This is a genomic window from Qipengyuania gaetbuli (genome assembly GCF_009827315.1).
GTDB lineage: Bacteria > Pseudomonadota > Alphaproteobacteria > Sphingomonadales > Sphingomonadaceae > Qipengyuania > Qipengyuania gaetbuli.
In genome coordinates this window covers 92,216-110,464 of sequence record NZ_WTYF01000004.1, presented here as the reverse complement: position 1 = coordinate 110,464, position 18,249 = coordinate 92,216, and the positions used below count along the sequence as shown (strand labels likewise).

Sequence of the window (18,249 nt, the reverse complement as noted above, 5' to 3'; positions counted from 1 at the left end):
CTTACTTGCCCAGTTCTGCCAGATCGGCCGGATCGATGTGCTTCACATATGCCAGCAGCGCCGCCATCGCAGCCGGGTCCATCATCAGTTCCTGCATGGCGATTTCGCCCAGTCGACCGCCCGCAGCCTGCATGCCCTGCTGGTCGCGCGCCTGCATGACCACTTTCGCTTCCGCAAGGCAGTCCTTCGCCATGAGGCGCGTAAACAGATCGGCCATAAAGCGGTCCACGCGTTCCTTTTCAGCCTGGTCCACCGATACCAGCCCCTGCATCATCGGTGACGATGCCATGCTGGCCGCCATCCACCGCGCCACGAGAACGCGGTCATTGCCCGTCGTATTGCCGACGAGGCACTGGCCAAGCCTTGCTGAAGCCGGGTTCGGCGATGCGACCATGGTCTGGGCCGATGCGGGACTGGCCACGGCCAGCGATGCACAGGCAAGGCTGCCGGCAGCAGCGAGATATGCGGTGAATTTCATTGCGCCCCTCTTGAAACGACGGCTGCGATTCGCCGCCGGATAAGCCACAATACCGCCTCGGCAAGGCGCGCCAACCGCTATCAGCTTCGCTTCGGCTTTTCGGGCAGCAGAAGCGAGGAATCGCCATAGGAATAGAAGCGGTATTCATTGGCGATCGCATGGGCATAGGCGGCCATCATGCGCTCGCGCCCCATCAGCGCGCTCACCAGCATCATCAGCGTGGATTTCGGCAGGTGGAAATTGGTCATCAGGCCATCGACCGCGCGGAAGGTGTAGCCGGGCGTGATGAAGATATCCGTGTCGCCGGCAAAGGGACGGATCACACCGTCCTCGCCGGTCGCGCTTTCGAGCAGGCGCAGGCTGGTCGTGCCAACAGCGATAATTCTCCCGCCTGCCCCGCGCGCTGCATTGAGGCGTTCCGCGACCTCGGGTTCGATACGGCCCCATTCGGAATGCATGGCGTGGTCGTCGGTGTCGTCCGCCTTGACCGGCAGGAAAGTGCCCGCACCCACATGGAGGGTCAGCATCTCTCGCCCGACACCGGCGTCGTCCAGCGCGGCGACGAGACGCGGCGTGAAGTGAAGCGACGCGGTGGGCGCGGCCACTGCGCCGTCCTCTGCGGCGAACATCGTCTGGTAATCCTCGCGGTCCTGCGCGTCGGTTTCACGCTTGCCCGCGATATAGGGCGGCAGCGGCATGCGCCCTGCCCGCTCCAGCAGGACCTCGACCGGTTCTTCGCCGGCAAAGACGAGGACGAAACTGCCGTCGGGCAGGCGCTCTTCCGCGACCGCCTCGACACCGCCGCCGAATTCGACGCGGTCGCCCGGCTTAAGGCGCTTGGCATTGCGGATGAAGGCCTGCCAGCGGCGCAGGTCCACGCGCTTGTGGAGCGTCGCGCCGATGCGCGCTTCACCGCGGCGCCCCTCCAGCTGTGCGGGAATGACGCGCGTGTCGTTGAACACGAGCACGTCCCCGCGGCGCAGCAGCTTCGGCAGGTCGCGCACCCCGCAATCGCGAAAAGGTGCGGTGTCGCCTTCGACCAGCAGCATGCGCGCGGCATCGCGCGGACGTACCGGACGCAGCGCGATACGTTCGTTGGGAAGTTCGAAATCGAAGAGGTCAACTTTCATCGCCCGCGCATCTAGACGCAGGGCGATGACAGTTAAAGCGCTTAGCTGATCGGCGAGTTCAGATCGTCGGCGGTCACTTCCGCCTCGGTCATGATGCGCGGCGCGGCAGGGGTCGGCTTGTTATCGGCCGCGATCGAGGCCTGCATGATACGCGTCGGGTTCTGCGGCGGTTCGCCACGGTTGATCCGGTCCACGGCATCCATATTGGAGATCACGCGGCCGAAATTGGTGTAGCGCTTGTCGAGGCTGAAGCGCGGATAGAACACGATGAAGAACTGGCTGTTCGCGCTGTCTTCGCTCGCGGCGCGAGCCATCGAGACAGTGCCGCGCACATGCGGCATGAAATTGAATTCTTCCTCGAGATCGGGATACGTCGAACCGCCCTGACCGGTGCCGGTCGGATCGCCGGTCTGTGCCATGAAGCCGTCGATCACGCGGTGGAAGATGACGCCGTCGTAGAAACCCTCGCGGGCCAGCGTCTTGATACGCTCCACATGGTTGGGCGCCCAGCTCGGCATGAGGCGGATGGCAACGCGTTCGCCGTTCGACAGGTCGAGCAGGAGGATGTTCTCCGGATCTTCCTGCTGGCTGTAGTTGATCGGCTGGAGAACCTTGCGCGGCGCGGCGGCTTCCGCGTCCTGCGCGGTTGCAGCGACGGGAGCGATTACCGTCAGGGCTGCGGCAGCAATGGCAAGCGTGGTCTTGAACATCGTGTATCCGTCGAAATGTCTGATGTGGCGCTTGCCCTAGCGAGCGGGCGCTGTCGGTTCAATGAATAGCTTGGACAGCGTCAATAGTCGCCCAGCCGGCCCTTTTCTTCCACACGCGCGATCACGTCCTCGCAAACGGCCTTGCTTACGAAGGGCGTAATGTCGCCGCCGAAAAGGGCGATTTCCTTGACCAGCTTGGAGGCAATCGGCTGCAGCGAGACGTCGGCCATCAGGAAGACCGTCTCGATTTCGCTGTCGAGCTGCTGGTTCATCCCGGCCATCTGGTACTCGTATTCGAAGTCGGCGACGGCGCGCAGCCCGCGAATGAGGACGTTGGCGCCCATCTTCTGCGCGAATTTGACGAGCAGCGCGTTGAACCCGACCACCTCGACATTATCGAGCCCGAGCCGCTCGATCTCGCGCTCCACCATGGCGAAGCGTTCCTCGTTCGAGAACATAGGGTTCTTCGAAGGGTTGGTCGTCACCCCGATGATCAGCTTGTCGACCAGCTTGGACCCGCGGCGGATAATGTCCGCATGACCCAGCGTGATGGGATCGAAGGTTCCGGGGTAGATGCCGATACGGGTGCTCATCAATGGTCCCTCTTCACGATGAAGCGCGCCAATTCTGCCAGCAGCCTTGCGTCCGCGCCGTGGCTGGCGAGGTGCTGGCCGGCCTGCTCTACCAGCATTTCGGCCTGCGCGCGCGCCTGTTCGCGCCCCATGATCGTGACGAAGGTCTGTTTGCCCTGCCGTTCGTCCTTGCGCAGCGCCTTGCCGGCTTTTTCCTCGTCACCTTCCACGTCGAGCAGGTCGTCGGCGATCTGGAAGGCGAGGCCGATGTCGCGTGCATAGGCGCGCAAATGCGTGCGGCCTTCCGGCGGAACGCGGCCGAGAATTGCACCCATCTCCACGCTGGCAGCCAGGAGTGCCCCGGTCTTGAGTTGCTGGAGGCGGGTAATCTGCCTGAGGTCGTATTCCTGCTCTTCGGACATGATGTCCATCATCTGCCCGCCCGCCATGCCGTCGTGCCCGCTGGCCTTGGCGAGTGCCGCCACGAGTTCGGCCCTTACAAACGGATCGCTGCTGGTGTCGGGCATGGTGAGGATATCGAAGGCCAGCGCGTGAAGGCAGTCGCCCGCCAGCACGGCGGTCGCCTCGTCGAAGGCTTTGTGCAGCGTCGGCTTGCCATGCCGCAAATCGTCGTCGTCCATGCAGGGCAAGTCGTCATGGATCAGCGAGTAGGCATGGATCGCCTCGACCGCGCATCCGGCGTTGACGGCGGCCTGCCGCGAGACACCGAAAAGCTGCGCCGTTGCGCAGACGAGCAGCGGGCGGACCCGCTTGCCCCCGCCGATGACGGAATAGCGCATGGCTTCCACCAGCCTGGCGCGGGTGTCCTGCGGCACGGGCAGGAAGGCGTCGAACGCCCCGTCGACTTCGGCCTGGACCCGTTCGAAGGCTTCGGCGAGCAGGTCGGGCATGCCGGACATCGCGTTCACGCCTCAGCTTTCCGCATCGAACGGGACAGTTCCCGAAGGCGAGCCGTCGCCGCCTTGCACGATCTTTTCGATCCGCGCCTGCGCCGCGTCGAGCCGCGCCTGGCACGCCTTGCGAAGCGCTTCGCCCCGTTCGTAAAGCGCGATGCTTTCATCGAGCGGAACCTCGCCGCTTTCCAGGCTGCGCACGACCCCCTCGAGCGCGCGTAGCGCTTCCTCGAAGCTCATTTCGCCAATCGGCTTGTCTTGACCCTCTGTCATATGCGGCGGAGCATTGACGGGGCACGGGCGCGCGGTCAAGAAGATGGCAAAACAGGGGAGCAGATATGACGTGGATTGTCGCCTTCATCGCTGCGGCGCTGGCCTTTGGCGCGCTTGATGCCATCTGGCTGGGCTGGGCCGGCGACAATTTCTATCGCCCCCGCCTCGGCGACATACTGGCCGACAGCTTCCGCATGGGGCCGGCGCTGGTGTTCTACACCGCCTATATCGCTGCAATCGTCTGGTTCGCCGTGCGGCCGGGCCTTGCAGGCGGCATCGGACAGGCCGCGCTCAACGGGGCGCTGCTCGGGGCGATCTGCTATGCGACCTATGACCTCACCAATCAGGCAACGCTGCGCCAGTGGTCGACAACGGTCACGGTCGCGGACATCATCTGGGGCGCTTTCGCCACCTGCGTCGCTGCATCGGTCGCGACCTTCGCCGCCCAGCGGCTCGCCTGACCGGAACCGCAAAGACATGTTCATCGCCCACTTCGCCCCGGCCTTTGCCGCGCGCGCCATCACCGACGAGGCGCCCAAGCTGGGCACACTGTTCATCGCCGCGCAGCTGACCGACTGGGCCTTTTTCCTGTTCGCGATGGGCGGGCTGGAGCATTTGCGCCTGACGCCCGGTATCACGGCGATGAACCCGCTCGATTTCTACGATTACCCGATAACCCATTCGCTGGTCGGCACGGCGGGATTCGCGCTCGGCTTTGCGATCGTGGTCGGCGTCGTGCTGCGAAACGCCATTGCGGCGACCTGGGCGGCCATCGTCGTCATGTCGCACTGGGTGCTCGACTGGGTCTCGCACCGCCCCGACCTGACGCTTGCCGGCGGCCCCGACCGTCACGGCCTCGGCCTGTGGAACTATCCGCTGGCTGCGATGCTGGTGGAACTGGCGCTCGTGGGCCTGTGCTTCTGGTGGTACGTGCGCCGGACCAAGGGGCCGGTGGTTCCCCCGCTGATCCTGCTGGGCACCTTGCTGCTGTTCCAGGCCGTCAACTGGTTCGGGCCGGAGCCGGAAACCGTGGGCTTCCCCTTCCTCGTCACGGGCCTCGTCGCCTTCGGGATACTGACCCTCGTCGCATCATGGGTCGGCAGCACGCGCTGGCACCGCAACGAGGTCGGATTGAACCGCGCCAGCCCGCCGCTGTAGGGAAAAGCGCAGCACCGCATATTGCGCCCGCGCGCGCGTGCCCGTAAGGCGCGCGCCATGAGCGAAATCACCCCCGACATCGTCGCCCAGCACGGCCTCTCCGAAGAAGAATACGACCGCGTCCTGCACGCGCTCGGCCGCGAGCCCAATCTCGTAGAACTCGGCATCTTCTCGGTGATGTGGAGCGAGCACTGTTCCTACAAGTCCAGCCGCCTGCACCTCAAGAAGCTGCCGACCGAGGCGCCCTGGGTGATTTGCGGTCCGGGCGAGAACGCGGGCGTTATCGATATCGGCGACGGCCAGGCCGCCATCTTCAAGATGGAGAGCCACAACCACCCCTCCTACATCGAACCCTACCAGGGCGCGGCGACGGGCGTGGGCGGCATCCTGCGCGACGTGTTCACCATGGGCGCGCGTCCGGTAGCCAACGCCAATGCGCTGCGCTTCGGACGGCCCGACCACCCCAAGATGCAGCACCTCGTCAAGGGCGTGGTGTCGGGCATCGGCGGCTACGGCAATTGCGTGGGTGTCCCGACCGTGTGCGGCGAGACCAATTTCCACCCCGCCTATGACGGCAACATCCTCGTCAACGCGATGACGGTGGGCGTGGCCGATGCGGACAAGATCTTCTATTCGGCGGCGACCGGCGTCGGGAACCCGATCGTCTATGTGGGCTCCAAGACCGGGCGCGACGGTATCCACGGCGCGACCATGGCCAGCGCCGATTTCGAGGAAGACGCCGATGCCAAGCGCCCCACGGTGCAGGTCGGCGACCCCTTCACCGAAAAGCTGCTGATCGAAGCCTGCCTCGAGCTGATGGCAACCGACGCCATCGTCGCGATCCAGGACATGGGTGCAGCGGGCCTCACCTCCTCGTCGGTCGAAATGGCGACCAACGGCAAGGCGGGCATCCGCCTCGACATGAACAAGGTGCCGTGCCGCGAGGAAGGCATGACCCCTTACGAAATGATGCTGAGCGAAAGCCAGGAGCGCATGCTCATGGTGCTGAAGCCCGGCAAGGAGGCCATGGCAGAAGCGATCTTCCGCAAGTGGGAGCTCGATTTCGCGGTCATCGGCGAAGTCACCGACACGCAGCACATGGTGCTCGAATTCGACGGCGAAGTGGTCTGCGACATCCCGCTCGGCCCGCTCGCTGCCGATGCGCCCGAATACGATCGCCCGTATCTCTCCAAGGACGAATACACCGCCTGGGCGGGCATCAAGCCGATGACCGACCGTCCGGACACGCAGGACGTGGGTGCAGACCTGCTGAAGCTGCTGGCCTCCCCCAACCTGTCCTCGCGGAAGTGGATTTCGGAACAGTACGATAGCCAGGTCGGCGCCGATACGCTGCAGACCGGCGGCGATGCCGGTGTCGTGCGCGTTCACGGCACCAAGAAGGCGCTGGCGATCAGCACCGACTGTACGCCGCGCTATGTCCATGCCGACCCCTACGAAGGCGGCAAGCAGGCGATCGCGGAAGCCTATCGCAATCTCAGCGCAGTGGGCGCGCGCCCGCTGGCCGTGACCAATTGCCTCAACTTCGCCAATCCGCAGCGTCCGGAGATCATGGCGCAGTTCGTCCACGCCCTCGAAGGCATGGGCGCTGCCTGCCGTGCGCTCGATTTCCCGATCGTGTCGGGCAACGTCAGCCTCTACAACGAGAGCAAGGCGACCGGCGGCGGCTCGGCCATCCTGCCCACCCCGGCCATCGGCGGCGTCGGCCTGATCGACGACTACGATAAGATGATGACGATGCCCTTCAAGGCTGCGGGCGAGGCGATCTACCTCATCCACGCCGAGGAATGGGCTACGCCCGATCCGCAGCGTTCGCACATCGGCAAGTCGCTGTGGCTCGCGGAAATCCACGGCCGCGACGAAGGCCGCGCTCCGCCCGTCGACCTGACGCTGGAAAAGAACGCCGGCGAAGGCGTGCGCGAACTGATCGAGGCCGGCCTCGTCAGCGCGGTGCACGATGTGTCCGACGGCGGCCTTGCCGTCGCACTGGCCGAAATGGCCATGGCCAGCGGGCTCGGCGCGGAAGTGGTCGGCAATGACGACTACACGCAGGCCCAGTGGTGGTTCGGCGAGGACCAGGGCCGCTATGTGATCACCGTTCCCGATGCAGAAGCGTTCAACGCCTATCTCGCCAAGGGCACCGAAAACGAGGACACCGCGCGCGTCGGTTTCCGCCGTCTCGGTACGGTCGGCGGCGACAGCCTGTTCGGCGTCCCCGTGAGCAAGCTGCGCGAAGCGCACCAGAGCTTCTTCCACGACTGGATGGAAGCCTGAGGACTGGGCCATGGCTGGGCTGCAGTTCGTGCTGCATTATGCCGGCCACTGGCTTGCTCCCTTCCTGATCGCGCGACTGGTCTTCGCAAGGGACTGGCTGCGTGCGGGCGCGGTCATGGCCGCGGCGAACCTGATCGACCTCGACCATTTGCTGGCCGATCCGATATTCGATCCGGACAGGTGCAGTATCGGCTTCCACCCGCTGCACGGCTGGTTGGCTGCCGGGGTTTATGTGGTCCTGCTCGCAGTGCCGAAATGGTGGATGCGGGCGTTTGCACTTGGTGCGCTGTGGCACCTGGCAGTCGACCTGGGCGATTGCGGCATGCAGGGATGGAGCCGGTAATATGAATTCAGCCTATTCCGGAACGCCGCTGGCAAAGAAGCTCAACTTGCGTGACGGCCAGCGGGTCTGGTTCGACAACATGCCCGAACACGTGATCGACGAAATCGACGAATATGCGCTCGAACTGAGTTTCGCGGCTGGCCCTGAGGATAATCCCGACGCGGCGCACATTTTCGTGACCGAATGCGCGGCAATGGAAGAGAAGCTCACGGTGCTGCGCGACACTATCGCCAGCGACGGTCACATCTGGGTGAGCTGGCCCAAGAAGGCGTCCGGAGTGGCGACCGACATCACCGAGGACACCATTCGCGAGGTGTGCCTGCCGATGGGCCTCGTCGATACCAAGGTGTGCGCGGTGGACGAGACCTGGTCGGGCCTCAAATTGGTGATCCGCAAGGAACTGCGCTGAAGGTCAGGCGGCCTGCGCCTGCGGAGGCATATAGTCCTCTTCCGTGAGCCCTTCGGACCGCATGATCTCGAGACAACGGAAATAGGTTTCCGGCTTGCCGACATTGAGGCGGCGACGGGCTTCGGCAATGTCTTCGCGCATCACGCTGGCGACATCCATGTGCGCCAGCTTGGCGGCATTTCGCCCGAGTTCGCGTCCTTCGCGAATGGCGTCGAACAACGGTGCAGCCGTGCCGGTCGATTTCTTGATCTCGCGCGCGCCGGCATAGGCGATGAAGAGGATGCCGCGGTTGTGGTTCTGTTCGTAGCTGAAGCCTAGCAGCGCCGCCTCGCCCAGCGCATCGCGTCCGTATCCGGTCAGGACGTGGAACAGGTCGTGCGTGTCGCGAAGTCGGCTGAAATACCATTCCGTCAGGTCGTCGTAGCGCTTTTCGGGCGGTAGGAACTTGTGCGATTCGGCAACCAGTCCGGCGGCCGAGAGGCCTTCGCGCTTCATGAAGGCGATATAATGCGCCGCCACGGTTTCTGGGCCGCAATCGGCCCAGCGCGAATGGTCGTCCAGCATGGCAGGAATGTCGGTTTCGTCCGCGAGGAAACGCTGGCCCTCTTCCGAGGCGATGAAGTCCCACGCCTGCCGGTGGCTGCGCTTGCCCTTCAGCGATTCGATGATGTGGAACACCTGCGCAGTGTCTTCCTTGTCCGCGACCAACTTGCGGAAATGGCGCCAGGCCTTGAGCGGCCGGATGCGGCTGGTCTTGCGGTCGGGATGGACAAGCGGACGTTCGATAAGTGCCATGCGAAGCTCCATTGCAGCGCGCAACTTACAACAGTGTAAATTGTCTGTCCATGTAACGGGTTCCCTCCGCCCCGCGAATTGCCGATAGGAGGGGACATGCAAGACCACGAGAGCATCGCTTACGACCTGCCGGACCTCGCTGACGAGGACCGCATCTCCCGCGCACGGGCCATGCGGGACAGGCTGAAGGAGCGGCGAACCTGCCGCTATTTCTCCGACCGGCCGGTCCCGCGCGAAGTGATCGAGGCTGCGATCGAGACTGCAGGCACCGCGCCCAATGGCGCGAACCACCAGCCGTGGCATTTTGCCGTCGTGTCCTCGCCCGACAAGAAACGCGCCATTCGCGAAGCAGCAGAGGCGGAAGAGCGCGCATTCTACGCCGGCAAGGCCAGCGCCGAATGGCTCGATGCGCTGGCCCCGCTGGGTACCGATGCGGACAAGCCTTTCCTGGAGACCGCCCCTTGGCTCATCGTGGTATTCGCCCAGCGCAAGGGCGGTATCGCGGAAGACGGGAAGACGCAGAACTATTACGTCACCGAAAGCGTGGGCATTGCCTGCGGCATGCTGATCGCGACGCTGCACGAGGCAGGGCTCGCCACGCTGACCCACACGCCCTCGCCCATGGGGTTCCTGCGCGAAATCTGCGGCCGGCCCGAACATGAAAAGCCGCTGATGGTGGTGGTCGCCGGCCTGCCCGCAGAAGGCGCAACCGTACCGCGCCACGCACTGGACAAGAAGCCGCTGGCGCAGATCGCCAGCTGGCTGTGAGCTAGGCTGCCCGCAGCATTTCGCGCGAGTCGTGCCCCTCGCGGTGCCAGACCTCATGGCAGCGGTGATAGGCATCGGGGCGCTGGAAGCCGAAACGCTCCCGCGCTTTTTCAAGGTCCATCATCAGGACCTCGCTCACCGGGTGGGCAATCAGGCCGTCGCAATCCTTGCCGATCCTGTGTGCTTCACGAACCGCGTCGAAAACCGGGGCTGACGTCTTCACCTTGCGCCTGATCCTGAACCCGCCGCTATAGCCCAGCAGCAGGTTGGCGTGGTTGGGCGCGTGCCCATGCGTGAACAATAGCACGCAGGCTTCGCCCAGCGCATCGCGCCCATAACCGGTAAGGACATGGAGCAAATCATGCGTGTCGCGCTGACGCCAGCCGAACCATTCGAGCAAGTCGCCATAGCGTGGCCTGCCCATCCTCTTCTGTTGGTCCGCCAGACCTTGCGCCGACAGCTTCTGCCCCTGCATGAAATCGCAATAGGCATGAGCCACGCTGCCCTTGGGCAGGCGCCGCAGCGCATCATGGTCGTCGAGGATTTCTGGGAGATAGGGCTCCTTGCGGCGCAGCATCTCCCCGTGGTCGCTCAGCGTCAGCTTGCGAGCCAGCCGCTCCGTATGGCGTGACGGCAGGGCATCGAAGATATGGAAGACGTGGGAGGTCTCCTCCTTGTCCCGCAATAATTCGCGATAGTGCCTGAAAGCGCGGCGCAGGCTGCGTTTCTGCTCTGGGCGTTCGGGATGCCGGAACGGGGTTCCATCGGGCGCGTAATCGGCCATCGGCGTGATGGAAGTCATCGGTTCCTGCTGCTTCGTATTCGGCAAATGTCGAAGCAGGAGGATAGTGCAAATGGGCTATGTCCGATTGGACGTTACCGTCATTCCACGGACACTTAGCCCTGCGTCCAGTCCTCGCGGCCGATGCCGAGGAGCGACAGGATGACCGTCAGGTCCTCGCTCGAGACCCGGCCGTTTGCAGCAGCGCGGGCCTTGGGCTTGGCGCGATAGGCGAAACCGTAATCGGCCGCGCCGATCATCGGGATATCGTTCGCCCCGTCGCCCGAGGCGAGGACGCGGGCTCCATCGCCCAGGGCAGCGCGCTCCTCCTCCAGCGTCGCCAGCTTGGTCGAGGCATCGCTGACCGGACCGGCAAGACCGCCGGTCAGCCTGCCCTCGCCCACGGCGAGCCGGTTGCCGACGACCCGCTCGAAGCCGAGCTGCTCTGCAACCGGATCGGCAAAATGGTGGAAGCCGCCGGTGACGAGGACCGTGCGGCAGCCATGCGCCTTCAGCGTCTGGACGAGCGTGCGCGCACCCGGAACCGGGCGGATGCGCTCATCGAGGCACTGTTCGATGGCCGCTTCGGCCAGCCCTTCGAGCAGGCCCACGCGCTCGCGCAGCGCAGCCTCGAAATCGAGTTCGCCGCGCATTGCACGCTCGGTAATGTCGGCGACGCGGTCCTTGATCCCCGCGTAGTCAGCCAGTTCGTCGATGCATTCCTGCCCGATCATGGTCGAATCCATGTCGGAGACGAACAGGCGGGGCACGGCAATCTCGTCCCTTGCGACCAGCATGTCGCAATCTCCGAAATGCTCGCCAAGGATGTCGGCCACCTCGAGCGCATCGCCGCGCGGCATGGTCAGTTCGAGGACGTTGCCGCAGAATTCCAGCATGCCCGCCGCGGCGATCGGCGTGCCGGCGGATTCGAGTGCGGCGCCTGCGGAATCGAGGCGGGTTTCCAGTCCCTCTTCCTCTGCTATCAGCCGGGCGATGAGCACTGCGCAATCTCCTGCAACAAACGGGGCCGGACGGCCGGTCGCGCTCATTGCAGGGTCGACCGCCAGCGGCAAGAGCGATCTCGCGGTTCGACTCGCACGGCTGCTGGAAACAGGCGGGCGGCGCGGCGTGGTGATCAATGCCGACAGTGCGCAGGTCTATGCCGACCTGCGCGTCCTCTCGGCCCGGCCCGACGAGGCGGAGATGGGCGGTATCGAGCATCGCCTGTTCGGCGCTTGGGACGGCGCACAGGCCTGCTCCGCAGCCGATTGGGCTGAGGCGGCGAAGCGCGAAATCGCGGCGCTTCATGCCGAAGGTGCGGTGCCGATCCTGTGCGGCGGCACCGGCCTTTACATGCGAACCCTGCTGGAAGGGATCGCACCGATCCCGCAGATCGATCAGGCCGTGCGCGAAGAGGTGCGTGCGCTGTCGCAGGCGGATGCCCGCGCCGCTCTGGAACTCGAGGATCCCGAGGCCGCAGCCCGCCTGGCCCCGGCCGATACGGCGCGCACCGCAAGAGCGCTCGAAGTTGTCCGCTCCTCCGGATACCCGCTGAGCTATTGGCAGGAGCACAAGGAAGGCGGGATCGGCGCAGATATCGACCTGCACCCGCTCATCCTCCTGCCGGACCGCGACTGGCTGTACGAGCGCTGCGACCGCCGGTTCGAAATCATGCTGGACCAAGGGGCCATCGAGGAAGTCGAGGCGCTGCTGGCGCGCCATCTCGACCCGGCCCTGCCGGTCATGAGAGCAATCGGCGTGCGCGAAATCGCGGCCACCCTCAAAGGCGATCTATCGCTGGCTCAAGCCATCGTCGCTGGCCAGACGGCCACGCGCCAGTACGCAAAGCGGCAATATACGTGGTTCCGGCACCAACCGCCGGGGAACTGGCCGCGCAGTGATTGCAAAAATATCTCGGTTGAAGATATTTTTGTATCTTTATTGCGCAAATCGAGTTGACAGCACGCTTTTCGTTTCTCATACGGAAGGTCCAGTCGGCCCGGTGCTAAGACCCCAGCACCGGGCCGATTTGTCACTTTGAGACGGAGGAAAACGTGTCGGAAGAGCGCAGCGGTGCTGCCATATTGATCGAATGCCTGAAGCGGCAGGGTGTCGAATTCGTATTCGGCTATCCCGGCGGCGCGGTGCTACCGATCTACGACGAACTCTTCGCCGATGACGACATTCGCCATATCCTCGTCCGTCACGAAGCGGGCGCGGCCCATGCGGCGGAAGGCTATGCGCGGTCGACCGGCAAGCCCGGCGTTGTGCTCGTCACCAGCGGCCCGGGTGCGACCAATGCCGTTACCGGTATCGCCGACGCCTATCTCGATTCCATTCCCATGGTGGTCATCACGGGCCAGGTGCCGACCGCGCTGATCGGGACCGACGCGTTCCAGGAAGCCGACACGATCGGCCTGACGCGCCACTGCACGAAGCACAATTACCTCGTGAAGGACCCGGAGCGCCTGCGCGCCACGATCGACGAAGCCTTCCGCATCGCGACGACTGGGCGCCCCGGCCCCGTGGTGGTCGATATTCCCAAGGACGTGCAGATCGCGCTGGCATCCTGGGGCGATCAGGACGAGGCGCCCCTGCCCTCGCATCGCTACCAGCCGCAGATCGAAGGCTCGCAGGACGAAATCGCGCAGGCGGTCGCCATGCTGGCCGAAGCGCAGCGGCCCGTCTTCTATACCGGCGGCGGCGTGATCAATGCAGGTCCCCGCGCGACCGAGCTGCTGCGCAAGCTGCAGCGCGCGACCGGCGCGCCGGTGACCAGCACGCTTATGGGCCTCGGGGCTTTTCCCGCCGACCATCCCGACTGGCTGGGCATGCTCGGCATGCACGGCACCTATGAAGCCAACATGGCGATGAACCGGGCCGACCTTATCATCGCCGTCGGCGCGCGGTTCGACGACCGCGTCACGGGCCGCCTCGACGCCTTCGCCCCACAGGCTAAGAAGGTGCACATCGACATCGACCGGGCGCAGATCAACAAGATCGTTCGCGTCGACCTCGGCATCGTGGGCGACTGCGCTCATGTGCTCGACCAGATGCTGCAGGCATGGGGCGGCCGCAAGCCGAACGATTTGTCCGAGTGGCAGGCTCGCATCCTCGGCTGGAAGGCGCGCGACTGCCTCGCTTATCCCGATCGAAGCGACGCGATCATGCCGCAGAAGAGCATCGAGCGCCTGTTCGCCCTGACGAAGGACCGCGACCCGATCATCACCACCGAGGTCGGCCAGCACCAGATGTGGGCGGCGCAGTATTTCGGTTTCCGCGGTCCCAACAAGTGGCTCACCAGCGGCGGGCTCGGCACGATGGGTTATGGCCTGCCTGCCGCAATCGGCGCACAGCTGGGCAATCCCCACAGCCTCGTCATCGACATCGCGGGCGAGGCGAGCATCCAGATGAACATTCAGGAGCTCGGCACGGCGAGCCAGTTCCGCCTGCCCGTCAAGGTCTTCATCCTCAACAACGAATACATGGGCATGGTCCGCCAGTGGCAGGAACTGACCTATGAGAGCCGCTACTCGAACAGCTATTCTGACAGCCTTCCCGATTTCGTGAAGCTGGCCGAGGCCTATGGCTGGAAGGGTATCCGCATCGAGGATGAAGGCCAACTCGACGCGGGGATCGAGGCCATGCTCGCACATGACGGGCCGGTAATAGTCGACTGCCAGGTCGCGAAGGAAGCGAACTGCTTCCCGATGATCCCGAGCGGAGCTGCGCACACAGACATGCTGCTCTACGGCGACCAGGTGGGCGGCACGATGGACGACGAAGCGAAGGCACTTGTCTGATGGGTATGCATTCGAAAATCCCGACCGAGTTCGCCGCGCGCGCCGAACGGCGGCGCTGGTTCAATCGCGCCGATGCCGAACGGCTGCTCGACTGGCTGGAAGAGGACGGTCACCGTTTCATCGGCATGGACGTGGCGGAAAAGCACGGCGACGAGAACTGGACGCTCTTGCCCGACCAGCTCGACCTCTCGCGCCAGACCGACAATTTCGAAGCGGTGCGGCGCGGACGCGATTTCCTGCGCGAATACGACGGCGAAGGCCGCATGTTCGAGCCGGTGTGGCAGGAGCGCGCGCAGTGAAGATCGCCGAACAGGCCAGCGAACGCCACGTGCTCAACGTGATCGTCGACAACGAGGCCGGTATCCTTGCCAAGATTTCGGGCATGTTCACCGCACGCGGCTACAACATCGACAGCCTGACCGTGGCCGACATTTCCGAAGACCATGCCATCAGCCGCATCACCATCGTGACGCGCGGGCCGGAACCGGTGATCGACCAGATCCGCGCCCAGCTGGAACGGCTCGTGCCCGTGCACAAGGTCATCGACCTCACCGAACAGGGCGCGCATGTCGAACGCGAACTGGCGCTGGTGAAGGTCGCTGGCAAGGGTGACAACCGTGTTGAGGCGCTTCGCATCGCTGAGCTCTTCCGCGCCAACGTGGTCGACACCACCACCAGCAGTTTCGTCTTCGAATTGACCGGCGCGCCGGACAAGATCGACAGTTTCATCGCCCTGATGCGCGAACTCGGCCTCGTCGAGGTCGGCCGCTCGGGGATCGTGGGTATGATGCGCGGCGCAGCCGGCGCGTAAAACGAGGAATCCAATGCAAGTCTATTACGATACCGATTGCGACCAGCAGCTCATCAAGGACAAGAAGGTCGCTATCGTCGGCTATGGCAGCCAGGGCCATGCCCATGCGCAGAACCTTCGCGACAGCGGCGTCGGCGAAGTCGTCATCGCGCTGCGCGAAGGTTCGGCGACGGCGAAGAAGGCAGAAGGCGCAGGCTTCACGGTCAAGACGGTGGCCGAAGCCGCCGCATGGGCCGATGTCCTGATGATCCTCGCGCCCGACGAGCACCAGGCCTCGATCTATGCGAACGAGATCGCCGGCAAGATGCGTCCGGGCACCGCCCTCGCCTTCGCGCATGGCCTCAACATCCACTTCGGCCTGATCGACCCGCCGGCAGACGTCGACGTCATCATGATCGCACCCAAGGGCCCCGGCCACACGGTGCGGGGCGAATACCTCAAGGGCGGCGGCGTGCCCTGCCTCATCGCGGTCCACCAGGAATCGAGCCAGTCGGGCGGCAACGGTTTCGCCAAGCAGCTCGCGCTCTCCTACGCCAGCGCGGTCGGCGGCGGCCGGTCGGGCATCATCGAGACCGATTTCAAGGAAGAGTGCGAAACCGACCTCTTCGGGGAGCAGGCGGTGCTGTGCGGCGGCATCACCCACCTCATCCAGGCCGGGTTCGAAACACTGGTCGAGGCGGGATACGCACCCGAAATGGCCTATTTCGAGTGCCTCCACGAAACCAAGCTGATCGTCGACCTGCTCTATGAAGGCGGTATCGCCAACATGCGCTATTCGATCTCGAACACTGCCGAATACGGTGACATCAAGACCGGCCCGCGCATCATCACCGAAGAGACCAAGGCCGAGATGAAGCGCGTCCTCAAGGACATCCAGTCGGGCCGCTTCGTGAAGGACTTCGTGCTCGACAACCAGGCCGGCCAGCCCGAACTGAAGGCCAGCCGCAAGGCCGCGGCCGCACACCCGATCGAGCAGACCGGCGCACAGCTGCGCGCGATGATGCCCTGGATCGGCGCGAACAAGCTGGTCGACAAGGACAAGAACTGAGGGCTTGCGCATTACGGGATTAGGGGCAGGATAAGCTCATGAGCGACCTGCCCTTTTCCTGTTCCTGCGGCGCGATTGCCGGGACGCTGGTGGACGTCGGCCCGAAGGCCGGCGACCGCTATGTCTGCTATTGCAACGACTGCCGCGATTTCGCGCGCTATCTGGGCAAGGATGCGGAGGTGCTGGATGCGGCAGGCGGGTCCTCGGTCTACCAGACCCGCGTGGGTCACCTGCGCATCGAACGCGGGCTCGATCACCTTGCCTGCGTGAACATGGCTGGCAAGCAGACCCTGCGCTGGTTCTGCCGCGACTGCCGTACCCCGCTGTTCAACACGATGGACAATGGCCGCTGGCCCTTCCTCAGTATGATCACGGCAGGCTGCGACAAGGCGCAGTGCGATGCCGTGCTCGGCCCGCCGAGGGGCAGCGTCTTTGCCGAACACGCAACCGGCCAAGACCTGGTGACGCCGCCCGTCACTGCATTCGCGATGATCCGCCGCGTGATCGTGCGGCTGTTCGCCGACAAGTTCTCCGGCTCGAACAAACGATATGCCCTGTTCGATCCCGTCACGAAGGCTCCGGTTGCACAGCCGCTATCGCTTTCCGACGCTGAAAAAGCCGCCCTGGGAAGAAGCTGACCATGCGCCTGTCCGATTGCCACAATATCGAGGATTTCCGCAGGCTTGCGAAAGCTCGCCTGCCCTGGCCGGTGTTCGACTATATCGACGGAGCCGCCGACGACGAGATCACCAAGGCGCGCAACACCGCCGCCTTCGACAGCGTCGACCTGGTGCCCGACGTGCTGGCCGGCGTGGCGGACATCGACACGTCCTGCACGATCATGGGCCGCAAGAGCGCCCTGCCCCTCATGCTCAGCCCGACCGCGCTGCAGCGCGCCTTCCACCGCGACGGGGAACGCGCCGTGGCGAAGGCAGCGGAGAAATTCGGCGTGTGGTTCGGCATCTCCAGCCTTGCCACGCATTCCATCGAGGAAGTGGCTGCTCTCACCAGCGGGCCGAAGCTGTTCCAGCTCTACGTCCACAAGGACAAGGGACTGAACGCCAGCATGATCGAACGCTGCCAGGCGTCGCGGTTCGATGCGCTGGCGCTGACGGTCGACACCATCGTTTCCGGCAAGCGGGAGCGGTGCCTGCGCTCCGGTTTCACCACGCCGCCGCGCTTTTCCGCTTCCTCGCTGTGGAGCTATGCGACACGGCCGTACTGGACGCTCAATTACGTTTTCTCGCCCAAATTCCGGCTACCCAATCTCGACGGTCATGTGCAGGAAGGGACGGGCAAGGCGGTCAGCATCCAGGACTATTTCAACACCATGCTCGATACCGGCATGGACTGGGATACGGCTGCGAAAATCAGACAGGACTGGGGCGGCACCTTCTGCCTCAAAGGCGTGATGAGCGCAGCCGACGCCCGCCGCGCGGTCGAGATCGGCGCCAATGCGATCATGATTTCCAACCATGGCGGCAGGCAGCTGGACGGCAGCCGCTCACCCTTCGACCAACTGTCCGAGATCGTGGATGCGGTCGGCGGCGAAATCGAGATCATCTGCGATGGCGGGGTCAGGCGCGGCACTCATGTCCTGAAGAGCCTTTGCACGGGGGCCACTGCGGCCTCGGGCGGCAGGCTCTATCTCTATGCCCTCGCCGCCGCGGGGCAGGAGGGCGTGGAACGCGCGCTTGCCATCCTGCGCGACGAAATCGAGCGCGGAATGCGGCTGATGGGCGTCACCTCGGTGGAACAATTGACCAGCGAGTGCCTACGCTGGCGATAATTTTACGAAACTTCGGCTTGAACTCGGGGTAATATTGCGCAATGCAGCATGTCATGAACCGCATCGGACTAATTCTGCGACTTACCCGCCCTTGGGCGTGACCTAGGCGTGCCGAAAGGGTGCGCCGCGCACCCAAGGGCCGAACCGACCTTCGCAGTTACCGATACGAGTTTTC

Annotated in this window: 22 protein-coding genes; 13 read left to right on the top strand and 9 right to left on the bottom strand. The window is 64.4% G+C overall.

Going from position 1 to position 18,249, the window contains the following annotated elements; all coding sequences use genetic code 11:
• Position 1 precedes the first annotated feature (1 nt).
• From GRI42_RS02840 to GRI42_RS02815, 6 genes are all read right to left on the bottom strand, one after another.
• A complete protein-coding gene (locus tag GRI42_RS02840; protein ID WP_160606736.1) occupies positions 2-478 on the bottom strand; it encodes a hypothetical protein in 477 nt (158 codons plus the stop codon).
• An 80-nt stretch (positions 479-558) separates the two neighbouring features.
• Positions 559-1,608, bottom strand: coding sequence for a tRNA preQ1(34) S-adenosylmethionine ribosyltransferase-isomerase QueA (queA, locus tag GRI42_RS02835; protein WP_160606734.1), 1,050 nt, complete (start codon positions 1,606-1,608; stop codon positions 559-561).
• Positions 1,609-1,649: 41 nt separating this feature from the next.
• Entirely contained in the window at positions 1,650-2,318 is a 669-nt protein-coding gene (locus GRI42_RS02830; RefSeq protein ID WP_160606732.1) for a peptidylprolyl isomerase, read from the bottom strand.
• 80 nt (positions 2,319-2,398) lie between these two features.
• Entirely contained in the window at positions 2,399-2,911 is a 513-nt protein-coding gene (coaD, locus tag GRI42_RS02825; RefSeq protein ID WP_160606730.1) for a pantetheine-phosphate adenylyltransferase, read from the bottom strand.
• A complete protein-coding gene (locus GRI42_RS02820) occupies positions 2,911-3,810 on the bottom strand; it encodes a polyprenyl synthetase family protein (RefSeq protein ID WP_170290025.1) in 900 nt (299 codons plus the stop codon). The genes coaD and GRI42_RS02820 overlap by 1 nt, the downstream gene beginning before the upstream one ends.
• A 12-nt stretch (positions 3,811-3,822) precedes the next feature.
• On the bottom strand, positions 3,823-4,077 hold the full coding sequence (locus tag GRI42_RS02815) for an exodeoxyribonuclease VII small subunit (protein ID WP_160606728.1): 255 nt from the start codon (positions 4,075-4,077) through the stop codon (positions 3,823-3,825).
• 65 nt (positions 4,078-4,142) lie between these two features.
• On the opposite strand from GRI42_RS02815, the gene GRI42_RS02810 reads away from it, so the two are divergent.
• The 5 genes from GRI42_RS02810 to GRI42_RS02790 are packed head-to-tail and all read left to right on the top strand — an operon-like array spanning position 4,143 to position 8,279.
• Positions 4,143-4,538, top strand: coding sequence for a DUF2177 family protein (locus GRI42_RS02810; RefSeq protein WP_160606726.1), 396 nt, complete (start codon positions 4,143-4,145; stop codon positions 4,536-4,538).
• 16 nt (positions 4,539-4,554) lie between these two features.
• On the top strand, positions 4,555-5,235 hold the full coding sequence (locus GRI42_RS02805) for a hypothetical protein (RefSeq protein WP_160606724.1): 681 nt from the start codon (positions 4,555-4,557) through the stop codon (positions 5,233-5,235).
• Positions 5,236-5,292: 57 nt separating this feature from the next.
• On the top strand, positions 5,293-7,527 hold the full coding sequence (gene purL, locus GRI42_RS02800) for a phosphoribosylformylglycinamidine synthase subunit PurL (RefSeq protein WP_160606722.1): 2,235 nt from the start codon (positions 5,293-5,295) through the stop codon (positions 7,525-7,527).
• A 10-nt stretch (positions 7,528-7,537) separates the two neighbouring features.
• Positions 7,538-7,870: a DUF6122 family protein gene (locus GRI42_RS02795; protein ID WP_160606720.1), complete on the top strand. Its 333-nt coding sequence runs from the start codon at positions 7,538-7,540 to the stop codon at positions 7,868-7,870.
• A gap of 1 nt (position 7,871) precedes the next feature.
• Positions 7,872-8,279: a DUF3052 family protein gene (locus GRI42_RS02790; protein ID WP_160606718.1), complete on the top strand. Its 408-nt coding sequence runs from the start codon at positions 7,872-7,874 to the stop codon at positions 8,277-8,279.
• Positions 8,280-8,282: 3 nt separating this feature from the next.
• Here GRI42_RS02790 and GRI42_RS02785 read toward each other — a convergent pair whose 3' ends face one another.
• Entirely contained in the window at positions 8,283-9,074 is a 792-nt protein-coding gene (locus GRI42_RS02785; protein WP_160606716.1) for a Coq4 family protein, read from the bottom strand.
• 96 nt (positions 9,075-9,170) lie between these two features.
• Between GRI42_RS02785 and GRI42_RS02780 the strand changes: the two genes are divergently transcribed.
• The gene (locus GRI42_RS02780) at positions 9,171-9,842 is read left to right on the top strand and encodes a nitroreductase family protein (protein ID WP_160606714.1); all 672 of its coding nucleotides are present in this window, start codon (positions 9,171-9,173) and stop codon (positions 9,840-9,842) included.
• A gap of 1 nt (position 9,843) precedes the next feature.
• Here GRI42_RS02780 and GRI42_RS02775 read toward each other — a convergent pair whose 3' ends face one another.
• Positions 9,844-10,644, bottom strand: coding sequence for a ubiquinone biosynthesis protein COQ4 (locus tag GRI42_RS02775; RefSeq protein ID WP_234033802.1), 801 nt, complete (start codon positions 10,642-10,644; stop codon positions 9,844-9,846).
• Positions 10,645-10,739: 95 nt separating this feature from the next.
• The gene (gene serB / locus GRI42_RS02770) at positions 10,740-11,624 is read right to left on the bottom strand and encodes a phosphoserine phosphatase SerB (protein WP_160606712.1); all 885 of its coding nucleotides are present in this window, start codon (positions 11,622-11,624) and stop codon (positions 10,740-10,742) included.
• Between serB and miaA the strand changes: the two genes are divergently transcribed.
• The 7 genes from miaA (at position 11,617) to GRI42_RS02735 (ending at position 18,074) form a co-directional block, all read left to right on the top strand.
• A complete protein-coding gene (gene miaA, locus GRI42_RS02765; RefSeq protein ID WP_160606710.1) occupies positions 11,617-12,582 on the top strand; it encodes a tRNA (adenosine(37)-N6)-dimethylallyltransferase MiaA in 966 nt (321 codons plus the stop codon). The genes serB and miaA overlap by 8 nt on opposite strands.
• Before the next feature lie 95 nt (positions 12,583-12,677).
• Positions 12,678-14,426 carry a biosynthetic-type acetolactate synthase large subunit gene (gene ilvB / locus GRI42_RS02760; RefSeq protein ID WP_160606708.1) on the top strand — a complete coding sequence of 583 codons (1,749 nt, stop codon included), beginning with the start codon at positions 12,678-12,680 and terminating at the stop codon, positions 14,424-14,426.
• Complete coding sequence (locus GRI42_RS02755; RefSeq protein ID WP_160606706.1) at positions 14,426-14,725, top strand: hypothetical protein; 300 nt, start codon at positions 14,426-14,428, stop codon at positions 14,723-14,725. The genes ilvB and GRI42_RS02755 overlap by 1 nt, the downstream gene beginning before the upstream one ends.
• Positions 14,722-15,237 carry an acetolactate synthase small subunit gene (ilvN, locus tag GRI42_RS02750; protein ID WP_160606704.1) on the top strand — a complete coding sequence of 172 codons (516 nt, stop codon included), beginning with the start codon at positions 14,722-14,724 and terminating at the stop codon, positions 15,235-15,237. The genes GRI42_RS02755 and ilvN overlap by 4 nt, the downstream gene beginning before the upstream one ends.
• Positions 15,238-15,250: 13 nt before the next feature.
• Positions 15,251-16,285, top strand: coding sequence for a ketol-acid reductoisomerase (ilvC, locus tag GRI42_RS02745; protein WP_160606702.1), 1,035 nt, complete (start codon positions 15,251-15,253; stop codon positions 16,283-16,285).
• Positions 16,286-16,323: 38 nt separating this feature from the next.
• Complete coding sequence (locus GRI42_RS02740; RefSeq protein WP_160606700.1) at positions 16,324-16,923, top strand: DUF6151 family protein; 600 nt, start codon at positions 16,324-16,326, stop codon at positions 16,921-16,923.
• Positions 16,924-16,925: 2 nt separating this feature from the next.
• Positions 16,926-18,074 (top strand): alpha-hydroxy acid oxidase, encoded by a 1,149-nt coding sequence (locus GRI42_RS02735; protein WP_160606698.1) that lies wholly within the window; start codon positions 16,926-16,928, stop codon positions 18,072-18,074.
• The last annotated feature ends 175 nt before the right edge of the window (positions 18,075-18,249 follow it).